Raw genomic sequence first — 22711 nt, forward strand, 5'->3', positions numbered from 1 at the left:
TCCTCCTCAAATTTGTTTATATCATTAATCCGTTTATGTCTTATTGCTAATCTTACTTATCTGTTTCCTTGTTTTGCAGCTCCAGTAAATAATCATCCAGCCGATCGTAGCGTTCCTCCCACATACGTCGGTATGATTCAAGCCAAGCGTCTAATTCCTTAAACGGATCAGGACGCAGCTTGTAAATACGACGGTTAGCAATCGCCTGCACCTCAACAATACCGACCTCGCTAAGGACGCGCAAATGCTTGGAAGCTTGGGGCTGCCGTAAGCCAAGCCTTTCAGCAATCTCCCCAACCGTTAGAGGACTCGCTCGCAATAGGTCAACAATCTGCAGGCGGTTAGGCTCAGCCAAGGCACTCATAACGTTAGCATTCATAAGAAAAACATCCATTCACTTGATTTAATTAATTCATCCTTCTTCTAAAGCAAACATTGCTTTATCGAATCCTTTAAGCCCTCCCTCCTTGTATTTCCTTTTGTTGAATTAAATATACCACAACAGGAATATTCCCGTAAAGGAATATTCAAAATATTTTTAAAGCTTGCTTATGTTCCATGAAATCAACCGAGTAAGCTGTTTACATTATGCCACGCTTACGCAACCAATGAAAGACCCCCACCGCTTGCCTTGCCACAGCTATTTTAATCTACTCCATTACATCGCCTCATCTAATTCTGATTAAAGAAGAATAAATCAAATCGTTGTTTTCACTCGCAGCTATCAGTTAAAATACTATACTTTCCGATATAACATTAGGAAGTTTTTAACAATATAAAAAACGGTATTTAATTGGATTCGGAAGGATGAATTTTATGTTTAAGTTTAAGCGTATAGTTACATGTCTGATCATCGTATCTTCATTATTTTGGGTAACAGCAACAGCAAATTTGAATGCTCAGGATCAAAAAGATGACGAAAAATACGATTTTCTCATTATCAAGCCCTATGGAATGAAAGGACACTGGGCTGAGCGTCTGTTTCAATGGGCTATGGCACAAAATATTATAAATGGATACCCTGACAGCAGCTTAAAGCCTGACGAGCCAATAAGTGAAGCAGAGTTTTTAAAAGCTCTTTATAGAGCCTTGGGTATGGCTTTGCCATCCGCAAGTTCCCCTGAGGGTAATGATGATTGGACAGACGGTCCCTATCGCCTGGCAGAGAGCTTTAATCATCCTACATCCGGCGCTTCGAACCATAAGCTGCGAATGGAGCCACTCACGAAGTCGCGAGCTTCAGAAATCATTTGTGCCGTGCAAGGGGTTCATTATGAAGGTGAAGACGCCGTTGTTTACCTCATTGGAAACGGTATGGCTAACAGTGATGCTATAACGCCAGAGCAATTCAATGGACAGGACTCTTTTTCACGAGCAGAAGCCATTCAGTGGATTAGACAACTCTCCTTTAAAGGAGTACTGGATATATTAAAAAGGCCAACCGCTCCATCGGATCGCACACTTCTACCGTCTTTACCATCTGCAGCCGTCCAGCGTATTCCAGATTTCAGCGCCGAACCCGTCACGAAAAATGACTTCAATTTATTTGGAAGTAGTCCTTTTACTGAGGTGAAGATAGGAGATTCAAAAAAAACAATAGAGGAGCTATACGAGGTTTCGGATGATAAGGATGTCTTTAATAATAACATTTATCCTTTATTCTCAGCTCACTATAACAAAGATGGTTTGATTGATTCTTGGAAAATAGATGAAGACTCTATTGAACCTACCAATGCAAATCCGTCATTACGTACATATAAGGGGATTGTCCTCGGAGAAAGCACAATGTTCGATGTCCTTCGCCTATATGGAACTTTTGGTTTTTATGGAGACCAATCAGCTACCTATTTCTACGAGAAGACCAACGACGGAAATTACCGCGACATTTCCATTCATGATAAGCTTAACAACCCTGATAATATGTATTCAATATCGTTCATATTCGATAGGGAGAGCCATGCTGTTGTCTATGTCTCGACTTCTTGGTTCCCCTATTCTTATTTCGGATGGGAAGATGTTTAATGTTATACAAGAAACCCAGTACCGATGCGGTACTGGGTTTCTTGTATAGGTATAACATTCGTTCCAAAACCCTATAAGAAAAGCACTTTTTTAAAAAAGCATCCTTCTTATAGGTCACAATTCTGTTCACTGAAACCATAATTATTAATTATTCCATTTACAATACCAGCTAATCCTTAAGCTCTAACAGGTGCCACCTTATACGAGGCTCTACCGTCTGAATCTTGCTCCCCCTCATGAGGGGATACGCCCCAGCCGAATGAAAGAACGGAAGCGAGACGCTGTGCTTCCACTTCTGACAAGTAGGCGATGACCGCTTCGTTCTCCGGCTCCAGAATAAGCTCTGCTTCTTGCTTCAGTGCGACAAGTATCCAGCTGTGAATGCCGCGTATCGTGTTGTACTTGATTTGATAGCTGTTTGTTACAGCTTGTACGAAAGTATCTTGCTCCTCATTCGCCAAAGCGGTTAATGCGGTGTATTCGAAATGGAACTTACTTTCATCTGTCGGCAAATTGCCAGCCTGCACTTTGCTAATCAGTTCATCATTTGGCCAGCCGTAAGCCTTCAGTGATTCCAGCATCAAGGCATCCCATTGTGAAAGCTTCGTTTCGGGCTTGAGTGTGTCAGCCATTCGTAATCTCTCCTCTATGCTCGCGTGTGAGCAGTCCTATGTGAAAGAGACTGCCCCGGTCATCATGGATAACCGGAGGCAGTCTCTTGCCAATATTAAAAGTTACTTGCTTGCTTTGTAGGCGTTTAGGAATTCTTTCGCTTTCGCCGGATCAGCTTTCAGCTCCATGCCTGTATTCACAAGCGGGCTAAGCGTGGAAACGGCTTTGAACTTGTTGCCATTGTAGAATGCCAAGATTTCATCCTGGTTGATGGAGTATAGAACTGCTTTCCGCAGGTCTGCGCTTTCTGCAACTGGACGATTTTTTGTATTGAACAGCAAGTAAGAAACAGCATTGCTTTGTACGGTTTGAAGCGCCAGCTTGCTGTCGCCCTTCACAACGTCAAATTTCGTCTCGGATACGCCGTAGTAGATGTGAATCTCACCACTGCGGAGCGCGGACAAGCTGCTGTCTGCGTCTTTGATAAAGCGGATTTTAATATTAGCGATATTCGGCTCATTTTCTGTACCCTTCATATACGCAGGGTTTTTGTAGAAAATTGCCTCGTAATCATTTTTGGAGGACAGGATGTAAGGACCGCTTGTAAACAAAGTGTTGTTATACGCGCTGCCTTCTGTTACCGTATTTTGGTCGCCGTAAGGAATATCTTTGTTCACATCGAATTTAGCTACATCGTACGTGTTGATGCTCTCTACTTGTTTCTTGGACACGATACCTGCCGATTGGTGAGCCAAGTAGTTCAGTACTTGCGGGAAAGGCTCAGTCGTCGTAAGCTTAACGACTTGGTATTTACCCTCTTTGTTGTTCGCTTGCTTCTTATCCGATACGAGAGCGGAAATTTTTGAACCAAGACCTTTTTCAAGAGCTGCTTTTACTGTGTCGCTGCCACCGGAAACCTTAACAGCATCTAGTGCTGCAACATCCGTTACAAGCTCTACGTTATTGATATGCTCGTGAAGAGTAAACGTACGGTGGTCAGGTACAGAGTTTTTGTCCTTCGCGCGGTTCAGCGAGAAGATTACATCGTCAGCACCAACGCGTTCGCCAGTATCTACTGCGAGCTTGTTTTTGATTTGAGCAAAATTAATATCGTCTCTTAGGATAAAGTAATAATCGGAATTGCCATCAGCAATCGCATGATTCAACGATAGGGAACCTTCGGAAGTGATTTTATCATCATCTGTTAGATTCACTAGACGCACATACATATTCGTATTAATAATGTTGATGGAGCCGTCGTTGCCTTTGATTGGATCAAGCGACGTCAGTGTCGGCATAGTTGATTGAAGCACTAGCGCATCTTTTGCACGCTTTGAAGTGTCTTTAAAATCAACATCTTCCCAAGGAAGGGAACGTGACTTCGAGATGCGTACGGAATCCTTGTTCAGTACGTCTTGATTCAAGGCCTGTGCTTTCAAGGAGTTGTATAGCGGCGCGATATAAGCCTTGTCAAAGACAAGCTGCTGCTCGAATTGCTTGTACGTTTCTGTGTACTCTTCTGGCGTTTGAGCACCAGCCGCATCAATCAATTTATCGATTTCCGGATCAGCAAGGATGCTGTAGTCTCCGCCTGTTTTGAAGAGCGAGCGTACTGCATAGTCGGGGTTACCTGTAACGGTAGTCCAGCTGGACAATGCGATGTCATAGTTGCCAGCGTCCTGCTGTGATTTGAAGCTGCCGTAATCGGCTTGTAGATTCAATTTCACTTTAAAGCCGTTTTTTGTAAGCTGATCGCGAACAATGTTAAGGTCAGCCTCGTTTGAGCTCATGCCAAGCAATTCTATATCTACTGGGTTACTGTCAACGACTGCCTCTGTTCCTTGCGTTGGTGCTGGTGATTCCTTCACGTCGTTCTTTGTTGTTAATTTGCATCCGCTGAGCATAATCGAAAGACTGATTAGCAACAATGCGGCGAATTTGCCTTTGTTCTTCATGATAGTAGTCTCCTCCTGTTTTATCTTTATCTTGTATGTTAACTCACATTCAGTTATCGCCCATTCCTGTCTCGTAACGTAGAAGTCGATGGAATATGAATGAGGTTAAAAAAGGGATGAAATCTTTAATCCAGCTTCGGATCCAGCGCATCGCGCAAGCCGTCGCCAAGAAAGTTGAATGAGAGTACAAGCGCGATAATCGCAAGTCCCGGATAAACAGCCGTATAGGCATGCGTTTCCAGATATGCGCTTCCGAGCTTTAATATATTTCCCCACTCCGGAATATGCGGTTCGACGCCAAGCCCCAAATAACTCAAGCTGCTGGTCGAGATGACCGCAGTACCAATCGTCAGCGTAGATTTTACAATCATCGGCGCGATGGAGTTAGGTACGATATGCTTGAACAAAATAGTTCGGTCACTGGAGCCGAAAGCTCTAGCAGCCTGTACATATTCCAGCGTAGATACGAGCATGACATTAGCTCTCATTGTCCGGGCATAAGTTGGAATCGCACCTACACTTAATGCCAAAATTAGATTGACCGTGCTTGCGCCAAATGCCGCAATAATCGCAATGGCAAGCAGAATGCCAGGAATCGCATAGAGGATATCTAATATCCTCATAATAATATTGTCCGTATGCCGCCCATAATAGCCAGAGACTGCACCTAGAACGCCCCCAATCAAGACGGGGATGAGCGTTGACAACAAGCCAACTGCCAAAGAGATTCGTGCGCCGAAGACGATACGAGAGAACAGGTCTCTTCCGAAGTTATCCGTTCCTAGCGGGTAAGCCAGCTCAGGAGACTGAAGAATTAAGCTGTAGTTGTTCTCAACCGCAAGGCCGTAATCAAAGGTCAGGTAACTGGTTATGGACAGCGTGAGCAGGAACAGGATAAAGAGCAGTCCAAGCATGGAAGTCGAGCTTCTCGACAAACGCTCCACAACTTCTCCAAGCTTAGAGCCGGATGAATACCCCTTGTCCCGCAGCTTCGCAATCAATAATAACCCTAGAAATAATGCGAACAAGTTGCCGGATACCGAAGTTAAAATAAGAATGCCAGCAACGATTCCCATCCAGCGCGGCATCGCTGCTTGATCTGCATACTTAGCGACCAGCAGCAATGCTGCGAGCTGCAGGAGCGCAGCAACGATCAATAGAAACATACCGATCATAAACCCGTTAGCCACATAAGGCTTAAACAAGTTAAGGGCTGATACTGCGAATACGAGCAGAGTCGTAAGGAGCGAATAAACAGCTAACGTATACGCCGCGCTTTTTTTCTGCTTGATGAGCTGGAACGCCGTGGTTGCCACGAATACATTCGCGGTTAGAAGGCTTAACAGCAGTACATAACCAAGCATCCTTGTGGAACGTCTGATCGCGCCCAAACGGATAAGATCGCTTCGAATGAGCGCCCATACCGCCAGCTCGAGCAGAGCGAAGGCAAAATATGCAATGCTTGCAATGAGTACTGCAGGCTTAAATGACCCGTCACCGGGAACATAACTGTTTAGCAGAAGAACAAGACCAAGCGCCAGGGATACGATGCCAGCGAAGCTTGCCTGACTGTATTCTTGGCTCGATTTCAGCCTGAACTTGACTTCTTGCTTGCTGATAGTAGGATTCGTCAAGAGTAGCACCTGCTTTAGTATTGTTTCATTTTCGAGCGGATTCTAGGATCAAAAAACGCATACATCAAATCGACGATAACATTCACGATCGAGATGGTAATGGCTGTATAGACGACCCCGCCCATCACGCTAGGAATGTCGGGAATGAACTGCTTATCAACGATATAACTGCCGATACCGCTAATATTGAATACTTTCTCTGTAACCGCCGCTCCCCCGAGCATACCGCCGAACTGCAAGCCAATGACAGTAATAATTGGGATAAGCGCGTTGCCAACGGCATGCTTCCAAATGACACTTTTGCGGGCAAGCCCTTTGGCCCTTGCGGTCGTAATGTAATCCTCATGAATAACTTCCAGCGTCGATGAGCGGGTCATTCGAGCTACGGCAGCCGTTAGCCCTGTGCCTAGAACGACAATCGGCATAATCGCAGACAGCCAGTTCTCAGGGTTATACGTTGCAGGCAGCCATGGAAGCTTAATTGAGAAATTCAAAATAAAAATAAGCGCCTGCCAGAAGTTCGGAATCGACAATCCGAGCAAAGCAATGAACATAAAGGTATAATCAAAAAAGGAATTCGGTCTCGTAGCCGAAATAATGCCGATTGGCAAAGCGATCAATACTGCGATCAGCGTCGAGATAACCGTTAACGTGAGCGTCACCGGAAATTTATTCGCGATAGCTGCAGTAACATTCTCGTTGCCTGCAAATGACTTGCCGAGATCGAATGTAAATATACCTCTAATTGTGTCCCATAACTGGACAAGATAAGGTTGATCCAATCCGTACAGATGGTTGAAGGCTGCGATCTGCTCGGCAGTCGCTGTCTCTCCTAATAAGTTAGCCGCTGGATTCATCGGCGATATATACAGGATTGTAAAAACGAGAAAAGCGACGCCCAAAATAACGAATACTGACATCACGATTCGTTCCGCAACGTATTTCAAGTAAGGCATCGAGTAAATGGCCATCAACACATACATTGGAAAACCGATAATGAGTGATAAGATGAAGAAAGCCGGATTCAGGGCTAACGCATGATACGTATCGCCATATGAAAACTTCAGCCCGTTCTCGCTGGCAAGCCGTTTGTCCAGCTCATGGTTGAACGATTCATTAAATTTGATCTCAGCCAACCGGTTCGCTTCCAGCTCGGTTTGCTCTGCGCTGACGGTCTGCCCGAAGAAACGATGCTTGCGGACAAGCTGTTCCTTAGCCTCGATTAGCAGCTTATCCCGCTGCCCCGTTGCAAGCAGCTTGCTCCTTGTCTCCTCGGCGATTGCTTTGTAGCCGTACTTAGTTTTACGATATTGATGAACGCCATACACGATGGCAGATACAGGAGCTCCTAACAGCAATATAAGCAGACTGTAGGCTGGATGTAATAACATTTTGCGGTAGATGGCGGCGATATGATCAACAAGGCCATTACCCATAGCAGTTGCGTGCCCTTTCAAGCTAGTCCGCTTCCTTTCCATCTAGTAATTTTAAATTGCATTATTCCGATCAATATAGTAGATTTTATTTTATGGACTGGAATATGTCAATAACTTATAACTTTGTTACTTACTTTTTTTCATTATACATGATATAAGGAATATCAGGTATAAATAAGAATCTCTATTTAAATTACCCTAATCTCAATTGGAAAACCACAGAATTGCAGGTGCATATATGGATACATTATTACAAGTTAACGATTTATCGGTTTCTTTTTTCGCCCGTAACAAAGAAATAGAAGCGGTACGTCACGTCAGCTTTGAGGTCCGAAAAGGTGAAACGCTCGGCATTGTAGGCGAATCCGGCAGCGGAAAGAGCGTTACTGCGCGTACAATTATGAGGTTGCTGCCCTCTCCCCCTTCCATGGTGAAGAACGGTGAAGTGCTTTTTCAAGGACAAAATCTAGCCTTTAAAACCGATAAAGAAATGGAAGCCATACGAGGAAGAGATATCGGGATGATCTTTCAAGATCCCATGTCATCGCTCAATCCGACCATGCGGATCGGCAACCAAATTGAAGAAAGCTTGATCAAGCATCAAAAGCTGGACAAGAAGCAAGCCCGTACTGAAGCGATCGAGATGTTGAAGCTCGTAGGCATTCCGAACAGCGAAGCCCGCTATCATCAGTACCCTCATGAATTCTCTGGCGGGATGCGTCAGCGGGTCATGATTGCCATTGCGCTGGCATGCCGTCCTTCGCTGCTAATCGCAGATGAGCCGACAACGTCGCTTGACGTTACCATACAGGCACAGATCCTTAACCAGATGAAGGATATACAGAAGCAGCTGGGAACCTCCATTATTTTAATTACGCATGACCTAGGTGTCGTAGCCGGCATGTGTGATCGCGTCGTCGTCATGAAGGACGGAGAAATCGTCGAGACAGGAACAACGGAGCAAATCTTTGCTAGTCCCCAGCATCCTTACACTGTTAAGCTTCTCCATGCATTGCCTCGTTTAGACGAGAAGAAAAAACCGAAGCCCATCCCTGCAATTATTCAGCGGGAAGAAGGAGTGCCTTTGCTGCAGGTCCGTTCATTGAAGCAATATTTTGATATGGGAAAAGGGCAAATTGTTAAGGCCGTTAATGATATCAGCTTCGATATACAGGCAGGCGAAACGCTCGGAGTTGTCGGTGAATCGGGCAGCGGAAAGTCAACGACCGGCCGCACAATTCTTCGCTTAAATGAGGCGACGGGCGGCGAAGTGCTTTTCAAAGGAATACCGCTTCAGCAATTAAATCGCTCGGAGATGAAGACGATGAGACGTCATATGGGCATGATCTTCCAGGACCCGTACGCGTCACTAAATCCAAGGCTTCGCATCATTGATATTATTGGCGAAGCACTTGACGTACACGAAATAACGACCTCCAAACGGGATCGTCAGAAACGTGTCGAGGAGCTGCTTGAGATGGTTGGGCTAGATCCTTCTCATGCCATGCGCTACCCGCATGAATTTTCCGGCGGCCAACGGCAGCGGATCGGCATTGCGCGGACGCTCGCTGTAGAGCCTGAATTTATCGTCTGCGACGAGCCATTGTCCGCACTCGACGTTTCCATTCAAGCACAAATTGTGAAGCTGCTCGAGGAGCTTCAGCAAAGGCTTGGTCTGACATACCTGTTCATCGCCCATGATTTATCGATGGTGAAGCATATTAGCGACCGCGTCGCGGTCATGTATAAAGGGAAGATCGTTGAGCTTGCCGAAAGCGAGGAGCTTTACGCGAATCCGATCCATGCTTATACGAAGTCGCTTTTGGCGGCAATCCCAGTACCCGATCCCAAGGTTGAATCGCAGAAGAAGCTGGTAGTGCATGAGGAAGCTGCCAAAGCTGATCCCTACGAGCTCGAGCACTCCGAATTCGTGGAAGTGAAAAAAGGCCACTGGGTGGCCGTTGCAACCAGCTAAGCTGGCGACATTAAAGAATCGTGCCCCGTTAGATGAGTGATCTTTCGGGCACGATTCTTTTTATTTTAGCCATTTTCCCCATAAGAAGGATACTTTGAAAAAAGTACCCCTCTTGTGGCTCTTCGTTCTGTTAAGGGCTATAATATTGGACTTATTCAATAAGATAATGGTTTAATATAAGCTGGTTAGGTAATATGAGGATGAACAATTCGAGGAGGAATGGCAAATGCCAACGGTTCAAGTAGAAGGAAGAAACGCCATTCAGGCAGTTGAGGGCACAAAGCTTGTGCTAATGTTAGAGGATAATGGAGTCGACGTCCTGCACCGATGCGGCGGGAACGTTAAGTGTACGACATGCGCTGTAGAAGTGCTCTCTGGAGATGCAGGTGAGATGAGCGAGGCAGAAGCGACAGTTCTTCGCAACAAAGGAATCGAGGATACTGCTATTCGGCTATCCTGCCAAATTCGGCTGCATAGCGACCTATCGGTCCGGCTTATTAAGACAGCGACTTCTACTGGCCTGGAGCCCGGCACTCGTCCCCAAGATTAATCATTTCCCGCGTTATATGGTGATGGAAAAGCAAGCTTCGATCATAACAATAAGTGAACTAACTCCATCTGGGTCATATCTACAGCAATAAGGGCTTCTAGCCCTTTTTTTGTTTATATCGGTAGGAATAATGAATAGATCGTGCCACCCAAACAAGGAAATCAACACGGCCCTATTGCTAACAGTACGGTTGTTATATCCAGTGCGTACACACATATAGCTTATGTTTTTTTGCATTTCCACGACTGTTTTCTCTTACACTTTCTATTGACTTTAACACCTAACTCTACAGCCGTTATAGAAGTTATTTTAATATATGCTACGACACCTCTTACATTAAGAATGACGCTGCCGTCTGAAATGCCCAAATAAACGCCTACATGCGATGTTCCATCAAAATGAATCCGAACATTGGGTGTTCCTACACCAATTCGCAAAAGAATTTTTAAAATATTGCTGTTGCTTCCACTGCTTTTACCGCAGCAGCATTTATGGCCTTCGCTCTTGTGACCTTCATTTTTGTGGCCTTCGCTTTTATGTCCTTCGTTTTTGTGGCCTCCACTCTTGTGGCCTTCGCTTTTATCGCCATGGCTCCGGTTCTTTGAGCATGTGCAACCTGAGCTTCGGTCTCCTCCGCTCTTGCTTCCCCCTGTTCTCATCATTCCTATCATCTCCTTAATATTAGTAGAATTACTACTATCATATGGAGATTAATAGATTTTGGTGTGTATAAGGCAGCTCAATGGGTTGGGAAGGCATATAAACTGCTCATGAGGAGAATAAGACATGGGGAATAATGTTAAGCTTTGGAAACCATCAGCGTCTAATTGCCCCCAATCGGTTCGTTCCTCCCGGAGCACATATCGATACCCAAGCAAAGGCCAACAAGCTGCGTAGAGTTCCAAGGGATAGCAGAGAGTTCTCTCGCGAGGTTCGCCGTGTAAATCGCGAGTTCCCTCCATCCTATAACTCGCTTTTCGGTACTCATCGCTGTTCTTGTGGGATCTCCTACGATCGCAAGCGCTTGTTGAAATGATCTAGTTTGAACAATGCTCCAAGTTCGATCAGGTGTCAGGTGACACCTGTTCTCGATCCAATTTGATTCACAATCATCAAGTTCGTATTCTTAATCACAGAGGGATGTTCTTAGGCTTAGCGGCCGCCGCTCCAACATTCTTGACCTTCTGTACACTTGAAGCAATCAACAATTGAGCTGCGAAGTAAGTAGACATAATAAGGAGACCTGAATAAGGCACATCTGCGACAAACTTATTCCAAGCCAGTATCGAGTCCGATGCAACGAATAGGATCGCACCAACAATCGCAAACGCATTGCGGCTCATAATTGCCGTAAAGCACATCGCTCCAATAACGGTAATGTAGACAACGACGGGAATCCATAACCCGCTTAAGCTTTCATCCCCCGAAATACGCTCATAAAAGCGACTGCCCAGCAGCACCGAGTAAATGACGATAATCAAGCCTGCAAGCACACCATACCAGCTCATTCGCGATTGCTGCTTAAACCAACCAGCAACCATTGCAGCCACATAAAACAAATGCCCCGTTAGAAATGTACCCAATCCGAACACAAACCAAGGATCATCGGGAAGCAGTAGAAACGCATCTCCCAATAGGCTAAACAGCAGCCCTGTCAGAATCAGCTTCCTATAAACCGCTTGGCCGCGTCCATCTGGTACACTGCGAGCAACGAGCGTAATAATGAGTGCCATTGGCAGAAGCTTGAATATCCAATGCAGCACCGTACTGTCCACTGATAACGTCGCAAGATGAATTAAACCTGTACACATAATAAGTCCCAGCAGCCAACTTCTACGCATATGCGATCCCCCTTATTCCATCACTTTACCCGAACCTAGATACGATGTAAACGCTGACATAAACATGAATATTTTTGCTTATTCAAAGTAGAACAAAGGTATGAAATAAACGAAAATAGAGAACGATTAGTCTTTTTTCGTACCTTATCGCCATTCTTTAATTTAAAAAAGGGCTATCCCAAAAGTAGAATTACCTACACTTGGAACAGACCCAGCTTTGTTTTCGATGGAGCTTAGGCAGAAGGATGTCCTTCTCTTAGCATACCTATGTCTTACGAACCTTATAGCTCCTATTTAAGCCATTGGTAGTCGATTAAAATTGTAACGAACTCCATAATCGTTAATTCGAGAAAAGCAGCTCATAATATCTAATAAAACATGATATAACGTTATCCAGATTCGTTAAAATAAAATAGTTGTACTTTAATGCACAATAAGGGCAATACGGTTCGTTAGAAAAATGATTTTGGGATGGAAATTGGATCATAGCAGTGAAAGTTGCATCCTCAATTACGGTGATCTGAGCTTCTAGCTTCTACGCTTTTGAAGCTTTCATATCGTTGCGTTCGCCTCCGTCTTTACACATTAGCTGCTGCACCTAATAAGATCTGTCCTTTCTCATAAACAATATCCGATATAAAATCCGATTTCTTCTTATCGAAATGAGCAAAATCTATTAGATTTGATATGTCTGCCCCATATAGAGATAGACTGCCGTCACCATGATCCACGAGGGTCATGTCCTTATTCATGTTTGTGTAGGGTAAGATCACAATTTCTTTGGCAGACGGGTTAAAATAAGCCGCATGAGAGCGATGAAGGCCAGAACCCCATGAGTATGTAAAATACAATTCGGAATCCCCGTCGTTATCCAGATCGGCTAGAGCCATGCTGGTTACGCCTAGCCCGCCAAACCACTCGCCAAGCGGATACACAACTCCCTTATATAACAAAAATGATGCGGCAGATTTGTCATATTTGAAAATGCTATACTCAGAGTTTTCACTAATAGATTGTGGTGTGATGTTATAACACTTGTCTGTGTCGTAGCCTGAATTAAAATCCTTTTGCAAAGCTAAAAAAGCATCCACACCGTCCTGAGTTCCCACTATAGATTCCGATTCTACTATCTCCTCGTCTACCTTCGAAATTTTGTAGATGCTCCAAATATATTCGCTCTTTAGAGTATTGACGTTATCCTTATTTGTTTTTGCCAGCCACACCTCATCATCCAGTAGAAAAAGACGATATTCAGGATCAACGGCCGAATCTGTTAGTACGTATTCATATCTTTCTTTATAGCCTAAAATATTAGGAACATTAATGCTAGGCATAAAGCTTTCATTAAACTTTTGCACATCTAAAGCCTTCCGTTCATAAACAGCCTTCATTTTCTGTTGATTGCCGGCTCCGTCGGTTATAATAAGCGAGTTTTCGGTAAATGTATAGTACTCCTTAAACCCATCGACAGCTACAAACGAGCTCAGTAAATTCATATACACCTGTTCTTCAAAGCGATAGCTGCCATGCGGTTCTCCAGTCTCTTGCAACGCCCCATTCACGATTGGATTCGTTGCACAGACGGCAACAGCAATTATACAAGCAGCGGCTGAGAATACGATCACCCGTTTTTTTGGCGTCTTAAAGCGTAGTATATTTTTGACGCGCTCACGGATGCCTGTCTCTCCAAAGGCTAGCGGACTAGCAGACGGTAAGCGACGGTTTGCCGCAAAGGCTAGCAATGACGTGCAATAATCCTTCGCGATTCCCGAACCCGTCTCCGATAGCACCTTTTCATCGCAGCTCATCTCCATGTCTTTGGCCATTAATATAAAGGCAAGCCAAGCAAGCGGATTAAACCAGTGAAAAGCAAGAACCACAAAGGCAAGCGGCTTGATTAAGTGATCTTTCCTCTTTAAATGGTAGGCTTCATGCTTCAGAATATAGACTCGTTCTTGCTCCTGAAGCCCAAAGGGAATATAAATTCGCGGTTTGATAAAGCCGAGAATAAATGGCGACCGGATGTTGTCGGACTCGAATATATGTTTATCCAGTAGGACCGCTGTAGCCATGCGGCGTTTCAATCGGAAATAGGTCACCAAGCTGTAAACAAGCAGCGCAAGAACACCTAAACACCAAAGAACTGTACCGATCTGTATCCATATTTGCAATGGATTTACGCTAGCATTCGGTTCAGCCGGAGGCAGCGTGTCGCTTATCATGACATTTACGGTCGGTATGCCTACCGTCATCCCCGGCTTCTCCATATAGCCGATGTCCGCTGGGACATAGCTCAGTGCCGCTTCGCCGCTCTTTTGCGCTGTGGTCATATCAAAGGGGGGAGCATTAAAGAGGCTGAGCTCAGAGGAAATAGACACCGGACAAACTAAGCGGAACAGTACAATCGCCCATAGCAAATAGGAATATTTCTTTGGTGCCCGTTTCAACAGCAGACGGATGAGAAGCACTGCGATAATGACATAAGACGCCGTGAGAGACATATTGAGTATTTTTAGAAACAACGTTTCCATACTCACCCCTCCTTATGCTCATCAATTAGACGCTTTAGCTCATCAGCTTCCTTATTGGAGAGAGCTTTATTGCCGAAAAAAGAGACGAGAAACTGAGGCAGCGAGCCCTCAAAAGTCCGCTCAATAAAATGCTCGCTTTCATACGCCTGGATCTGCTCTTTTGGAATAATGGAGCTTACAATTGTATCCTCATTTTTAAGAAGTCCTTTTTCACACATTTTCCGAAGCACGGTATAGGTGGTTGGCTTCTTCCAGCCGAGTTTTTCTGAACAAAGAGTTACCAGCCTTCCGGATGCCACCGGCTCGCTCTCCCACACAACAAGCATAAAGCGATAATCACTTTCACACAGCTTCAAGTTACTCATAATAACCTCCCCTATCTGGTTTATAATCATAAACCTTTGTAACGAGTTTATAACTATAAACCAGATTAGTCAATGAAAATAGGAGAGCAAGGCTAAACCACTTCTTCCACCGACACCAGGTACAACAAGCTTCCTTCACTGAAAAGCACTCGATTCTCTCGAAAATCCTGTGTTAACGGGACAAGCGGTTCGGCTTTTTCATTCAGAAAATGGATCCGGCACCCTGCGGATAAGCTCCCCGGTTTTTCATTTTTCTTAAGAATATAAGTTCCGTGTTTTCCGTAGCCGCCATCGAACAGAAAGTGATAACCATCCGTACAAAACCCCGAAGAGCCAGAAATCTCAGGATTTATAAAAGTGACCTTGGGCTGCTCGATTCCGCCGGAAATACAGCCCAGCAAAAAGTCCGTATAATAATAAAACCAAACTTCCTCATCGTTAACTGCATTCAAAGCATAACAATCGGCGATATCCGACACTTGGTCCTCATACAATTTGTTGCCGTTCTCATCCCAAGCCACAAGGCCTTGCGCTCCTACAGGTTTATCCCAACCGTTGTTTCCAAACACGCCTTCGTCGAAATAACTGGTCCAAATGATCCCTTTCTCCGTCACTTGAACACTTTGAATGCCGTCTCCAAGCAAAAACTCTCGGATCGTATTCCCTTTAAAATCACACACTTTAGCGTTCAGGTCATATTTGCCTACCCCATAGTAAGAGCAGCGCGCTCCGACTAACAGTAGACGATTATGAAGCGGCTGGACATAATGATAATTGAAATGTTGATCCGCAATCACCACTTCATCAACATAATCTTTTTCTACGAGCAGTACCTTGTAGGTATATGTTTTCCTTAGAACCGTTTGGACGAACATGCCTCGTTCCCGAACGGGGATCTCGTTAATGAGCAAAACATACATGCAGCCATCGGAGCCAATTTGTGCCGAGACAATCTTGAAACCATCCGTATACGCAGAAATATCAGCAAAAGGTTGAAGCGCCACCGTTTTATTAAACATGCCCATTCCTCCTTAAAGACAGCTATAAAACAAACTAACTTCTGTACTTATAACTGAATTATGTCTGAGCAGAATGCTCCTGAACATGGCGAAAGTATGGCAATGGAAAAAGTGTTACATGAAGCCCTGCTGCATGATCCTTCATGATCATAACGATGAAAGTTAGACCTGACCTTAGCAAAATTTGTTTTTAGGCATCAAAAAATACAGCGCATATGAATCAAAGATCCATTATGCACTGTATTTTCAGTGTCTGACCTATGAGGTTTCTCAGCTCATACTCTCATCATGAAATTGAACAATCATTTTTCGGCATAGAAACGATGCTTCAAACCCAGACACGGCATCCAATTCGACGCGAATCTGATCGCCTTCATAGGCGAGACTCAGCTGCAAACAGATATTGCACTCCTCGGCGGGACTTATTTTCTCATGCTGGATGTCTTCGAAATACAAAGCAATAGGCTGCTCCAGCCCACCTGCGGATGTATGTCTGATCGTTACATACAAGTTTTTCTGATTGCCATGCAGTCCTGCAGCTTCAATGCGGACCTTTGTTATTTCATCGTAATGAAACGGAGGGAAAAAACCGAACTTATCAATAACACTATGGGCTCCCTCTATAGAAGTGAGCGGTGAGAATAGGCGTTCAAGCTGCCTTGTGTTCATTAGACTTGACTCATATTGGGGACTCGTATAAAGCAGGATGGAATCAGGACTGCAATCCACTACCGTTCCGATAAAAGCAGCCCAGTCGGGTTTACCTAATTCGCCAACAGTCATTCGAACCTGATCCTGCGCACGTAGCTCTGCTGACAGATCCGTATTAACATGTAGCCGATAGCCCTGTGCCTGCACCTGCCCATCAGTATTTGGGGCAAAGAAGATTTCTTCCCGTTCCACAGAGTGAACAATAACGTTCCATTCCCAATTATCTAACATTAGCTTCGATAAAAGGACAACACCCAGCATATGCCGTTCCGGTCGGTAACGATAGCCAGCAGGCCGTTAAATGGAGCTTCATATATTTCCGTATTAACTGTCCCGCTGGAGGCAAATTCATTGTAAATTCCTCGATAAGCCTCCTCCGTCTCGATTTTCAGAAAGACTCTTACATAATCACCCATCAGCTCAGGTTTCGCTGCTTGAGTATCTGCAAACTTAAGGATTGCATCCCCCACTTGCAGGTCCGCATTGAGTACCTCTTCCCCTTGCTTGCGTAGAATCGCAATCTCGCCGCCAAAAACGCTTTGATAATACTTCATTTCCTCCTTGCAGTTGTCCACTACGATAAACGGATATGCTATCATCCTTTGCACCCTCCCAAGGTTCGTTTGGTCATACGCTGCATTTGTAATTTCAATTGCTTATGTGACATTTTTCATTACATCATTTCATCCTGCCTGCTCAGATTGCTAAGCACAACCTTCAACAGGCTTATAAATAGATCATATTCCTCATCGGAAATTCCCTGCTTGGTTCTACTCTTTACCCTGTCTAACGCTTCCTGTACTTTCGGTACCACGTCCTGTGCCGATTCTGTCAAATAAAGCTGCTGATAGCGGTTATCCTCGGGATCAACTTCCCTGCGCACGTATCCTTCTGCTTCTAGCTTTGCAATCGCCTTAGCGGTAGTCGTCTTATCAATAAGCAGCTTCTCGCTTAAAGCTTTTTGAGTAATGGGCTGCTGAGATGCTATGGCCATTAGGAAAATATACTGCCCGCTGCCGATTCGATAAGGTGCCAGCTCCGCTGATATCAAGACTTGCATATGGCGGTAGATGGCAGAAATATATTGTCCGTGAGATTCCGATTCATGCTTCTCAGCCAGCTTCCTATATTCGCTCAGTTTTCTCACCCCTTAAATAGTATGTCATTGCAACTAATGTCAGTATATGAAATATAGAATGCTATTGCAACTATTTTTCTGTGAATATTTATAACTTTTCTCGCACCTCATCATCATTTGACCGAATGACCCCGCATAGCTAATCCCGTCAATTCCACTTTTAATGTAAAATAAACTTGACATTATGAATGGTTTTTAATACATTATGTATATAAAACTTAACTTGTAAAATTTATTCTATAGGAGGTGAACGGCTTGACCTATCAAGAGAAGAAAAGTATCGTATCTATCTTCAGCGCCATCCTCATATTCATTTCTTTTAGCGCGTACAAGTACGTGCAATATCCGGCAGATGGAATGGATATGTCAGAAACCTTTCGGTATTGGGGTTCTTTCGTCCTCGTCCTGACTTTAGTTTCCATCCTCGCACATATCGTGATCAGCATTGTTTTCAACATCATTTTTAGAATCACAACTGGGGAAAAGGAGCCAACGTTCGCGGACGAACTGGATAAACACATCGAATTGAAGGCGAATCGAAACGGTTTTTTCGTATTTATCCTCGGCTTTCTTCTAGCCATGGGATCGCTCGTCATTGAGCAGCCAGTACAGGTGATGTTCGTCATCTTGATTGTCTCGGGATTCATTTCCGATATCACCGGTTCTGTGACGAAACTGTATCATTATCGGAGAGGAGTTTAAGATGAGTAAAAATCTTGTCGGCAATCACATTCGCAAATTACGATTCAACCATGACGAAATGACGCAGCAGCAGTTGGCTGACAAGGTGGGCGTAACCAGACAAACCATCGTAGCACTGGAAAAGGGCAACTACTCTCCCTCTCTGGAGCTAGCTTTTCGTATCGCTCATGCCTTCAACCTGCATTTGGAAGAGGTTTTTTTCTACGGAGAACATCAGTAATGAAATAGATGGAGGTTAAATATGAGATCAGCCAAGTTAGCTGCGAAAGTCGTGGGCGTACTGTTTATCCTTGCGGCGGTTTCGTCAATCATTGGACTTATATTGTACGACCCGATCCTCAATGATCCCGATTACTTGGTAACCGGTGCTGAGCACGCCAACCAAGTAATTCTAGGCGCGTTGATGGAATTAATTCTTGTCGTTTCAGCGGTTGGCACATCCATCATTATGTTTCCATTCTTGCGTAGGTATAATGAAAGTATCGCGCTCGGCCATGTTTGCTTTCGGTTTATGGAAGCCGTTATTATTACTATCGGCATCGTCAGCGTGCTGTCCCTGTTAACCTTGAGCCAGGAGTATGTAGCATCAGGCGCCTCGAACGTGGCTTCCTTCCAAGCCTCGGGCACTTTATTGCATTCCGTTCACAACTGGACATTCCTACTCGGTCCTAACTTCATGCTGGGGATCAATACAATGATGTACAGCTATATCTTCTATCAATCCAGGCTTGTACCGCGTTTTATCTCCCTATTGGGGATGACAGGGGCAGCTCTTGTTTTCATTGCAGCATTGTTGGAAATGTTCGGCGTATTTTCTCAGCTTTCCGTTTGGGGCGCACTAATGTCCCTTCCTGTAGCGGCGAATGAAATGATTTTAGCAGTATGGCTTATTGCTAAAGGGTTTAATGGGGCTGCAATTGCACATTTATCCGCAGCAAAAAGACGGCCATAAACGAATACTGCAGCCTATTTGTCGATGTATTCTATGATAATTAAATTGAAGAGCATTTTTTTCTGCTGACCATTGTAGACTGTCATTTTTGTTGATATACTATTGAAAAATAATTCCATTTTGAGTAATTCAAGGGCTATGCTTTTCTGGCAATGCTAGAGACAACCCCGCTACCTGTAGCGGGGTTATTTTGTTTTCCAAATGAAATGGAGGATGCACAATGACTGGAAACGAAGAAACGAGAATGATTTTAACGAAAGAGGATTTAATTACACAGTTCAAAAACTGCGGATTAACGGAAGGGCAAACCATATTTGTACATACTTCATTAAAAAGCTTGGGATTTGTTGTAGGCGGGGCTGAAACATTGATTAGGTCACTTCTTGAAATCGTAGGAAAAGAAGGAACATTGATGATGCCTTCTCAGACATGGAAAAACCTTGATCCCTCTACTGGAGTTCATTGGAATGAACCGAAGGAATGGTGGCCTATTATTCGAGAAAACTGGCCCGCATATGATAAAGAAATAACACCTGCCATTGGTATGGGTGCCGTGGCTGAAATGTTTAGACAGTGGCCAGGGGCCAAAAGGTCTGATCACCCGGCAAGGTCGATAGCAGCAGTAGGGAAACACGCGGAATATGTAACTGAAAAACATGATTTAAGCAATATTTTTGGCAGCGGCTCCCCTGTAGATAAATTGTATAAATTAGATGGACATGTACTATTACTTGGTGTTGGCTATGAAAAAAATACATCCCTGCATTTAGCGGAAACGAGAGCAAATTTTTCTTCCAAAAGATTTGCAGATGAGAGCAGTGCAATCATGATTGATGGCAAGAGAACGTGGGTTACTTATTCTACTCAAGCAGTCGACGACGAAGATTTTAGTAGATTAGGAAAGGAATATGATCAACAAAAAAATATAAAAATTCATAAAGTAGGAAATGCTGATGTGCGATTTATGGAAGTAAGACCCCTGATCGACTGGACCGTGCCTTGGATGGAGAAAAATAGAGCGTGACGGCTCGCCCCCACTAATCACTCTAGCTACAAAAAGGTACCCCTACGCTAAACATTCTTTTAAAAATGTCCATTGTATGGGTACCCTTTTATAAAGCTTCCTGAGATATGCTTTCAGGGATATAGATTAAAATAAAATAAGCCCAAACCAGCTTTTTTAATTCTTTGCATCAATCAAGGTAAACCAATTGGGATCTCCATTATATGTTCCATTAACCTGGTATACAGGCCGATAAAAGTCTTTTGAATCATACATATAGATTAGTTCTATTCCTTTTATTTCTAGATGGTCACCCTTTTTTATTTCAAGCTGATCCTTTGTTAATAAGGCATTTCTTTGCAGCTGCTGAAATTCCCCATCCTCTATGCGTTTATATACTTCGGCTGGAGATAATAGATCCATCGTAAGCACAAACAGATTGTGCTTAATTCCGCTATTGATCGCGTAGATGCTGCCATCCTCTTTTAGGCCAATGGAGAAATCGCCTGTCCAATAATCCTCGTTCATTCCAGGAATCTGCGAGAGTGACCATGCATACTCACCGTCATCTACTCCTCGCAATTCAGCCTTCTCGGTAGGTAAGCCCAAATCATCCGCAATCGTTTTCGCCTTCTCTAACATAGAATTCGGATTAATTAGCGAGTCTTGCGCTGGGACGTAATCATTTTCAGTTAACGACCAGTTTCCCTCTTTGGATTGAAATAACGTGTAGTGTATTCCGCTATTGCTCGTTAACACACTTTCACGATCACTTCCCCACTTCTTGACGCTTAGCTCGGTCAATTCTAGTTTTTGCCGCAGCGGAGCTGCGATTTCATCATTATTTACGACTCTTTTGTATACCGCTGCAGCATTTGGTTCTGGGCTTAACGTGAGTGAAGCGCTAAGCTCAACGCCTTTCATATTCCATTTGTGATATGAATTAATGGCTAGTTGACCAAACTCCTGCTGATTGTAGACGATACTCATTGCACAAAACATCAAACCGATTGCTATGGGGATGGACAGATTGCCCAGCAGGCTCTTGATCTTAACTTTTTTGTGCTCAATGATAGAAGCAGCAAGTCTATACAACTGGTAGCCCATAATGCCGCCAAGTGTATTGTTAATAAGATCATCAACCTCAAATAGACCTGCGCCAGTAAGCGTCTGATACGTTTCGATAGCTAATGTTGCACATACAACAACAAGAAGAAGCGGTTTGAACGCTCTAAACTTGTAACTCAAACATGGCAGCAAAATCCCCAATGGCACAAACATTAAAATATTAAAAATGCCGTTCTGAAACTCTCTTAGCGAATATTTTTGCCATGCTTCAATGTAGCCACCGAAAGGATATAAGTTCATTTCCAAGAAATGTGACGTACCTCGGCCGATAACGGTCAACTGGAGAACAAAAACAATATAACCGATGAAAAGCGCACCGAGTATAAGCTTGCTCATAGGCAGCCAGGGCTCTTCCTCTCGCCTTCTTTTGCGATAATAAAATGTATAATAACCTGCAATAAGCAGCAGCTCGACTCCAACTACAATGACCACTGGCAATCCCAGAAAGCGTAAGTAATTGAACATATCTGTAATGCTCACAATATTCCTCCTCATATCGAACACAAAATCGTACTGTCTTATTCTCATGTGATTTTTCATTATAACACGGCACTTTAAATCGTCTTTTTCTAATTCCTTAAGAAACCTTTAATAATATTTAAGGTTTACACTAATATATCTAACCTCGATAGCGCTTTATCGAACGATGCAGCGAGGAGCTTTCGAACGCAAAAATACATCACCCAAGGCACGCGGCCTACATGGTGATGTATTCAAATCATTCATACTATTTTAGACTCTCAACAGCATTAACACTTCGTTTGAAAATTCGCTTTTCCTTCCAAGGTTGCTTGCAGAAAATTTTTCGACTTTTTTAATCGCTTCTGAATATCCTCAATTTCTTCAATTTTTTGTTCAACTATTTTTTTCTTTACCTCGTATGATAAATTAAGTTCTTGATTTACTAGTAAACTCAACTCTTCTACCGAAAAGCCTACAGATAAAAGTGCCTTCACATCTTCTAGAAATTCAACAATTTCCTCAGTATAAATACGATAATTATTTGCATCTCTTTTGACAAATGTGTCCGGAATTAGGTTTTTACGTTCATAGAATCTCAAGGTTGATATAGGCAGACCCGTTAATTTTGAAACATCGTTTATTTTCATCATATGGCCTCGCTTTATTTATTTGCTA

General features: G+C 43.7%; 22 protein-coding genes and 1 pseudogene. 8 read left to right on the plus strand and 15 right to left on the minus strand.

What is annotated here, in order from left to right; all coding sequences use genetic code 11:
- Positions 1-52: 52 nt before the first annotated feature.
- Positions 53-379: an ArsR/SmtB family transcription factor gene (locus ACIFSR_RS05025; protein ID WP_430055438.1), complete on the minus strand. Its 327-nt coding sequence runs from the start codon at positions 377-379 to the stop codon at positions 53-55.
- Between the two features lie 428 nt (positions 380-807).
- On the opposite strand from ACIFSR_RS05025, the gene ACIFSR_RS05030 reads away from it, so the two are divergent.
- Positions 808-2022 (plus strand): S-layer homology domain-containing protein, encoded by a 1215-nt coding sequence (locus ACIFSR_RS05030; RefSeq protein ID WP_430055442.1) that lies wholly within the window; start codon positions 808-810, stop codon positions 2020-2022.
- A 176-nt stretch (positions 2023-2198) separates the two neighbouring features.
- Here the strand turns inward: ACIFSR_RS05030 and ACIFSR_RS05035 are convergent, their stop codons facing one another.
- The 4 genes from ACIFSR_RS05035 to ACIFSR_RS05050 form a co-directional block, all read right to left on the minus strand.
- Complete coding sequence (locus ACIFSR_RS05035) at positions 2199-2654, minus strand: hypothetical protein (RefSeq protein ID WP_430055444.1); 456 nt, start codon at positions 2652-2654, stop codon at positions 2199-2201.
- Positions 2655-2756: 102 nt separating this feature from the next.
- Positions 2757-4589: an ABC transporter substrate-binding protein gene (locus ACIFSR_RS05040; protein WP_430055446.1), complete on the minus strand. Its 1833-nt coding sequence runs from the start codon at positions 4587-4589 to the stop codon at positions 2757-2759.
- A 125-nt stretch (positions 4590-4714) separates the two neighbouring features.
- Complete coding sequence (locus tag ACIFSR_RS05045; protein ID WP_430055449.1) at positions 4715-6223, minus strand: ABC transporter permease; 1509 nt, start codon at positions 6221-6223, stop codon at positions 4715-4717.
- Positions 6224-6237: 14 nt separating this feature from the next.
- The gene (locus ACIFSR_RS05050; RefSeq protein ID WP_430055452.1) at positions 6238-7680 is read right to left on the minus strand and encodes an ABC transporter permease; all 1443 of its coding nucleotides are present in this window, start codon (positions 7678-7680) and stop codon (positions 6238-6240) included.
- A gap of 217 nt (positions 7681-7897) precedes the next feature.
- Between ACIFSR_RS05050 and ACIFSR_RS05055 the strand changes: the two genes are divergently transcribed.
- Both ACIFSR_RS05055 and ACIFSR_RS05060 read left to right on the plus strand, forming a co-directional pair.
- Positions 7898-9634 (plus strand): ABC transporter ATP-binding protein, encoded by a 1737-nt coding sequence (locus ACIFSR_RS05055; RefSeq protein ID WP_339206600.1) that lies wholly within the window; start codon positions 7898-7900, stop codon positions 9632-9634.
- 226 nt (positions 9635-9860) lie between these two features.
- Entirely contained in the window at positions 9861-10184 is a 324-nt protein-coding gene (locus ACIFSR_RS05060; protein ID WP_430055454.1) for a 2Fe-2S iron-sulfur cluster-binding protein, read from the plus strand.
- A 221-nt stretch (positions 10185-10405) separates the two neighbouring features.
- On the opposite strand, the gene ACIFSR_RS05065 is transcribed toward ACIFSR_RS05060, so the two are convergent.
- Complete coding sequence (locus ACIFSR_RS05065) at positions 10406-10846, minus strand: hypothetical protein (protein ID WP_430055457.1); 441 nt, start codon at positions 10844-10846, stop codon at positions 10406-10408.
- Between the two features lie 164 nt (positions 10847-11010).
- Between ACIFSR_RS05065 and ACIFSR_RS05070 the strand changes: the two are divergent.
- Positions 11011-11220, plus strand: a pseudogene (locus ACIFSR_RS05070) (carbonate dehydratase); the annotation flags it as partial.
- Positions 11221-11314: 94 nt separating this feature from the next.
- Here the strand turns inward: ACIFSR_RS05070 and ACIFSR_RS05075 are convergent.
- From ACIFSR_RS05075 to ACIFSR_RS05105, 7 genes are all read right to left on the minus strand, one after another.
- Positions 11315-12025, minus strand: a complete 711-nt coding sequence (locus tag ACIFSR_RS05075) for a lysoplasmalogenase (protein WP_430055460.1) — start codon at positions 12023-12025, stop codon at positions 11315-11317.
- A gap of 578 nt (positions 12026-12603) precedes the next feature.
- The gene (locus ACIFSR_RS05080) at positions 12604-14556 is read right to left on the minus strand and encodes a M56 family metallopeptidase (RefSeq protein WP_430055463.1); all 1953 of its coding nucleotides are present in this window, start codon (positions 14554-14556) and stop codon (positions 12604-12606) included.
- 2 nt (positions 14557-14558) lie between these two features.
- Positions 14559-14921: a BlaI/MecI/CopY family transcriptional regulator gene (locus ACIFSR_RS05085; RefSeq protein ID WP_430055466.1), complete on the minus strand. Its 363-nt coding sequence runs from the start codon at positions 14919-14921 to the stop codon at positions 14559-14561.
- Positions 14922-15013: 92 nt separating this feature from the next.
- Positions 15014-15940: a hypothetical protein gene (locus tag ACIFSR_RS05090; RefSeq protein ID WP_430055469.1), complete on the minus strand. Its 927-nt coding sequence runs from the start codon at positions 15938-15940 to the stop codon at positions 15014-15016.
- 270 nt (positions 15941-16210) lie between these two features.
- Positions 16211-16882, minus strand: a complete 672-nt coding sequence (locus ACIFSR_RS05095) for a hypothetical protein (protein WP_339206593.1) — start codon at positions 16880-16882, stop codon at positions 16211-16213.
- On the minus strand, positions 16882-17250 hold the full coding sequence (locus tag ACIFSR_RS05100) for a VOC family protein (RefSeq protein ID WP_339206592.1): 369 nt from the start codon (positions 17248-17250) through the stop codon (positions 16882-16884). Before ACIFSR_RS05100 ends, ACIFSR_RS05095 begins: the two co-directional genes overlap by 1 nt.
- 74 nt (positions 17251-17324) lie before the next feature.
- Entirely contained in the window at positions 17325-17798 is a 474-nt protein-coding gene (locus ACIFSR_RS05105) for a MarR family winged helix-turn-helix transcriptional regulator (RefSeq protein ID WP_339206591.1), read from the minus strand.
- Positions 17799-18044: 246 nt separating this feature from the next.
- Here ACIFSR_RS05105 and ACIFSR_RS05110 point away from each other — a divergent pair, with 246 nt between their 5' ends.
- From ACIFSR_RS05110 to ACIFSR_RS05125, 4 genes are all read left to right on the plus strand, one after another.
- The gene (locus ACIFSR_RS05110; protein WP_339206590.1) at positions 18045-18491 is read left to right on the plus strand and encodes a hypothetical protein; all 447 of its coding nucleotides are present in this window, start codon (positions 18045-18047) and stop codon (positions 18489-18491) included.
- A gap of 1 nt (position 18492) precedes the next feature.
- Positions 18493-18711 (plus strand): helix-turn-helix transcriptional regulator, encoded by a 219-nt coding sequence (locus ACIFSR_RS05115; protein ID WP_339206589.1) that lies wholly within the window; start codon positions 18493-18495, stop codon positions 18709-18711.
- A 21-nt stretch (positions 18712-18732) separates the two neighbouring features.
- Positions 18733-19443 carry a DUF4386 domain-containing protein gene (locus tag ACIFSR_RS05120; protein WP_339206587.1) on the plus strand — a complete coding sequence of 237 codons (711 nt, stop codon included), beginning with the start codon at positions 18733-18735 and terminating at the stop codon, positions 19441-19443.
- Positions 19444-19687: 244 nt separating this feature from the next.
- Entirely contained in the window at positions 19688-20467 is a 780-nt protein-coding gene (locus ACIFSR_RS05125; RefSeq protein WP_339206586.1) for an aminoglycoside N(3)-acetyltransferase, read from the plus strand.
- Between the two features lie 156 nt (positions 20468-20623).
- Here the strand turns inward: ACIFSR_RS05125 and ACIFSR_RS05130 are convergent, their stop codons facing one another.
- Both ACIFSR_RS05130 and ACIFSR_RS05135 read right to left on the minus strand, forming a co-directional pair.
- On the minus strand, positions 20624-22054 hold the full coding sequence (locus ACIFSR_RS05130; protein WP_430055475.1) for a VanZ family protein: 1431 nt from the start codon (positions 22052-22054) through the stop codon (positions 20624-20626).
- Positions 22055-22323: 269 nt separating this feature from the next.
- Complete coding sequence (locus ACIFSR_RS05135; protein WP_430055478.1) at positions 22324-22686, minus strand: MerR family transcriptional regulator; 363 nt, start codon at positions 22684-22686, stop codon at positions 22324-22326.
- Positions 22687-22711: the final 25 nt, after the last annotated feature.

Source organism: Paenibacillus sp. NRS-1760 (assembly GCF_050467785.1).
Taxonomy (GTDB): Bacteria; Bacillota; Bacilli; order Paenibacillales; family Paenibacillaceae; genus Pristimantibacillus.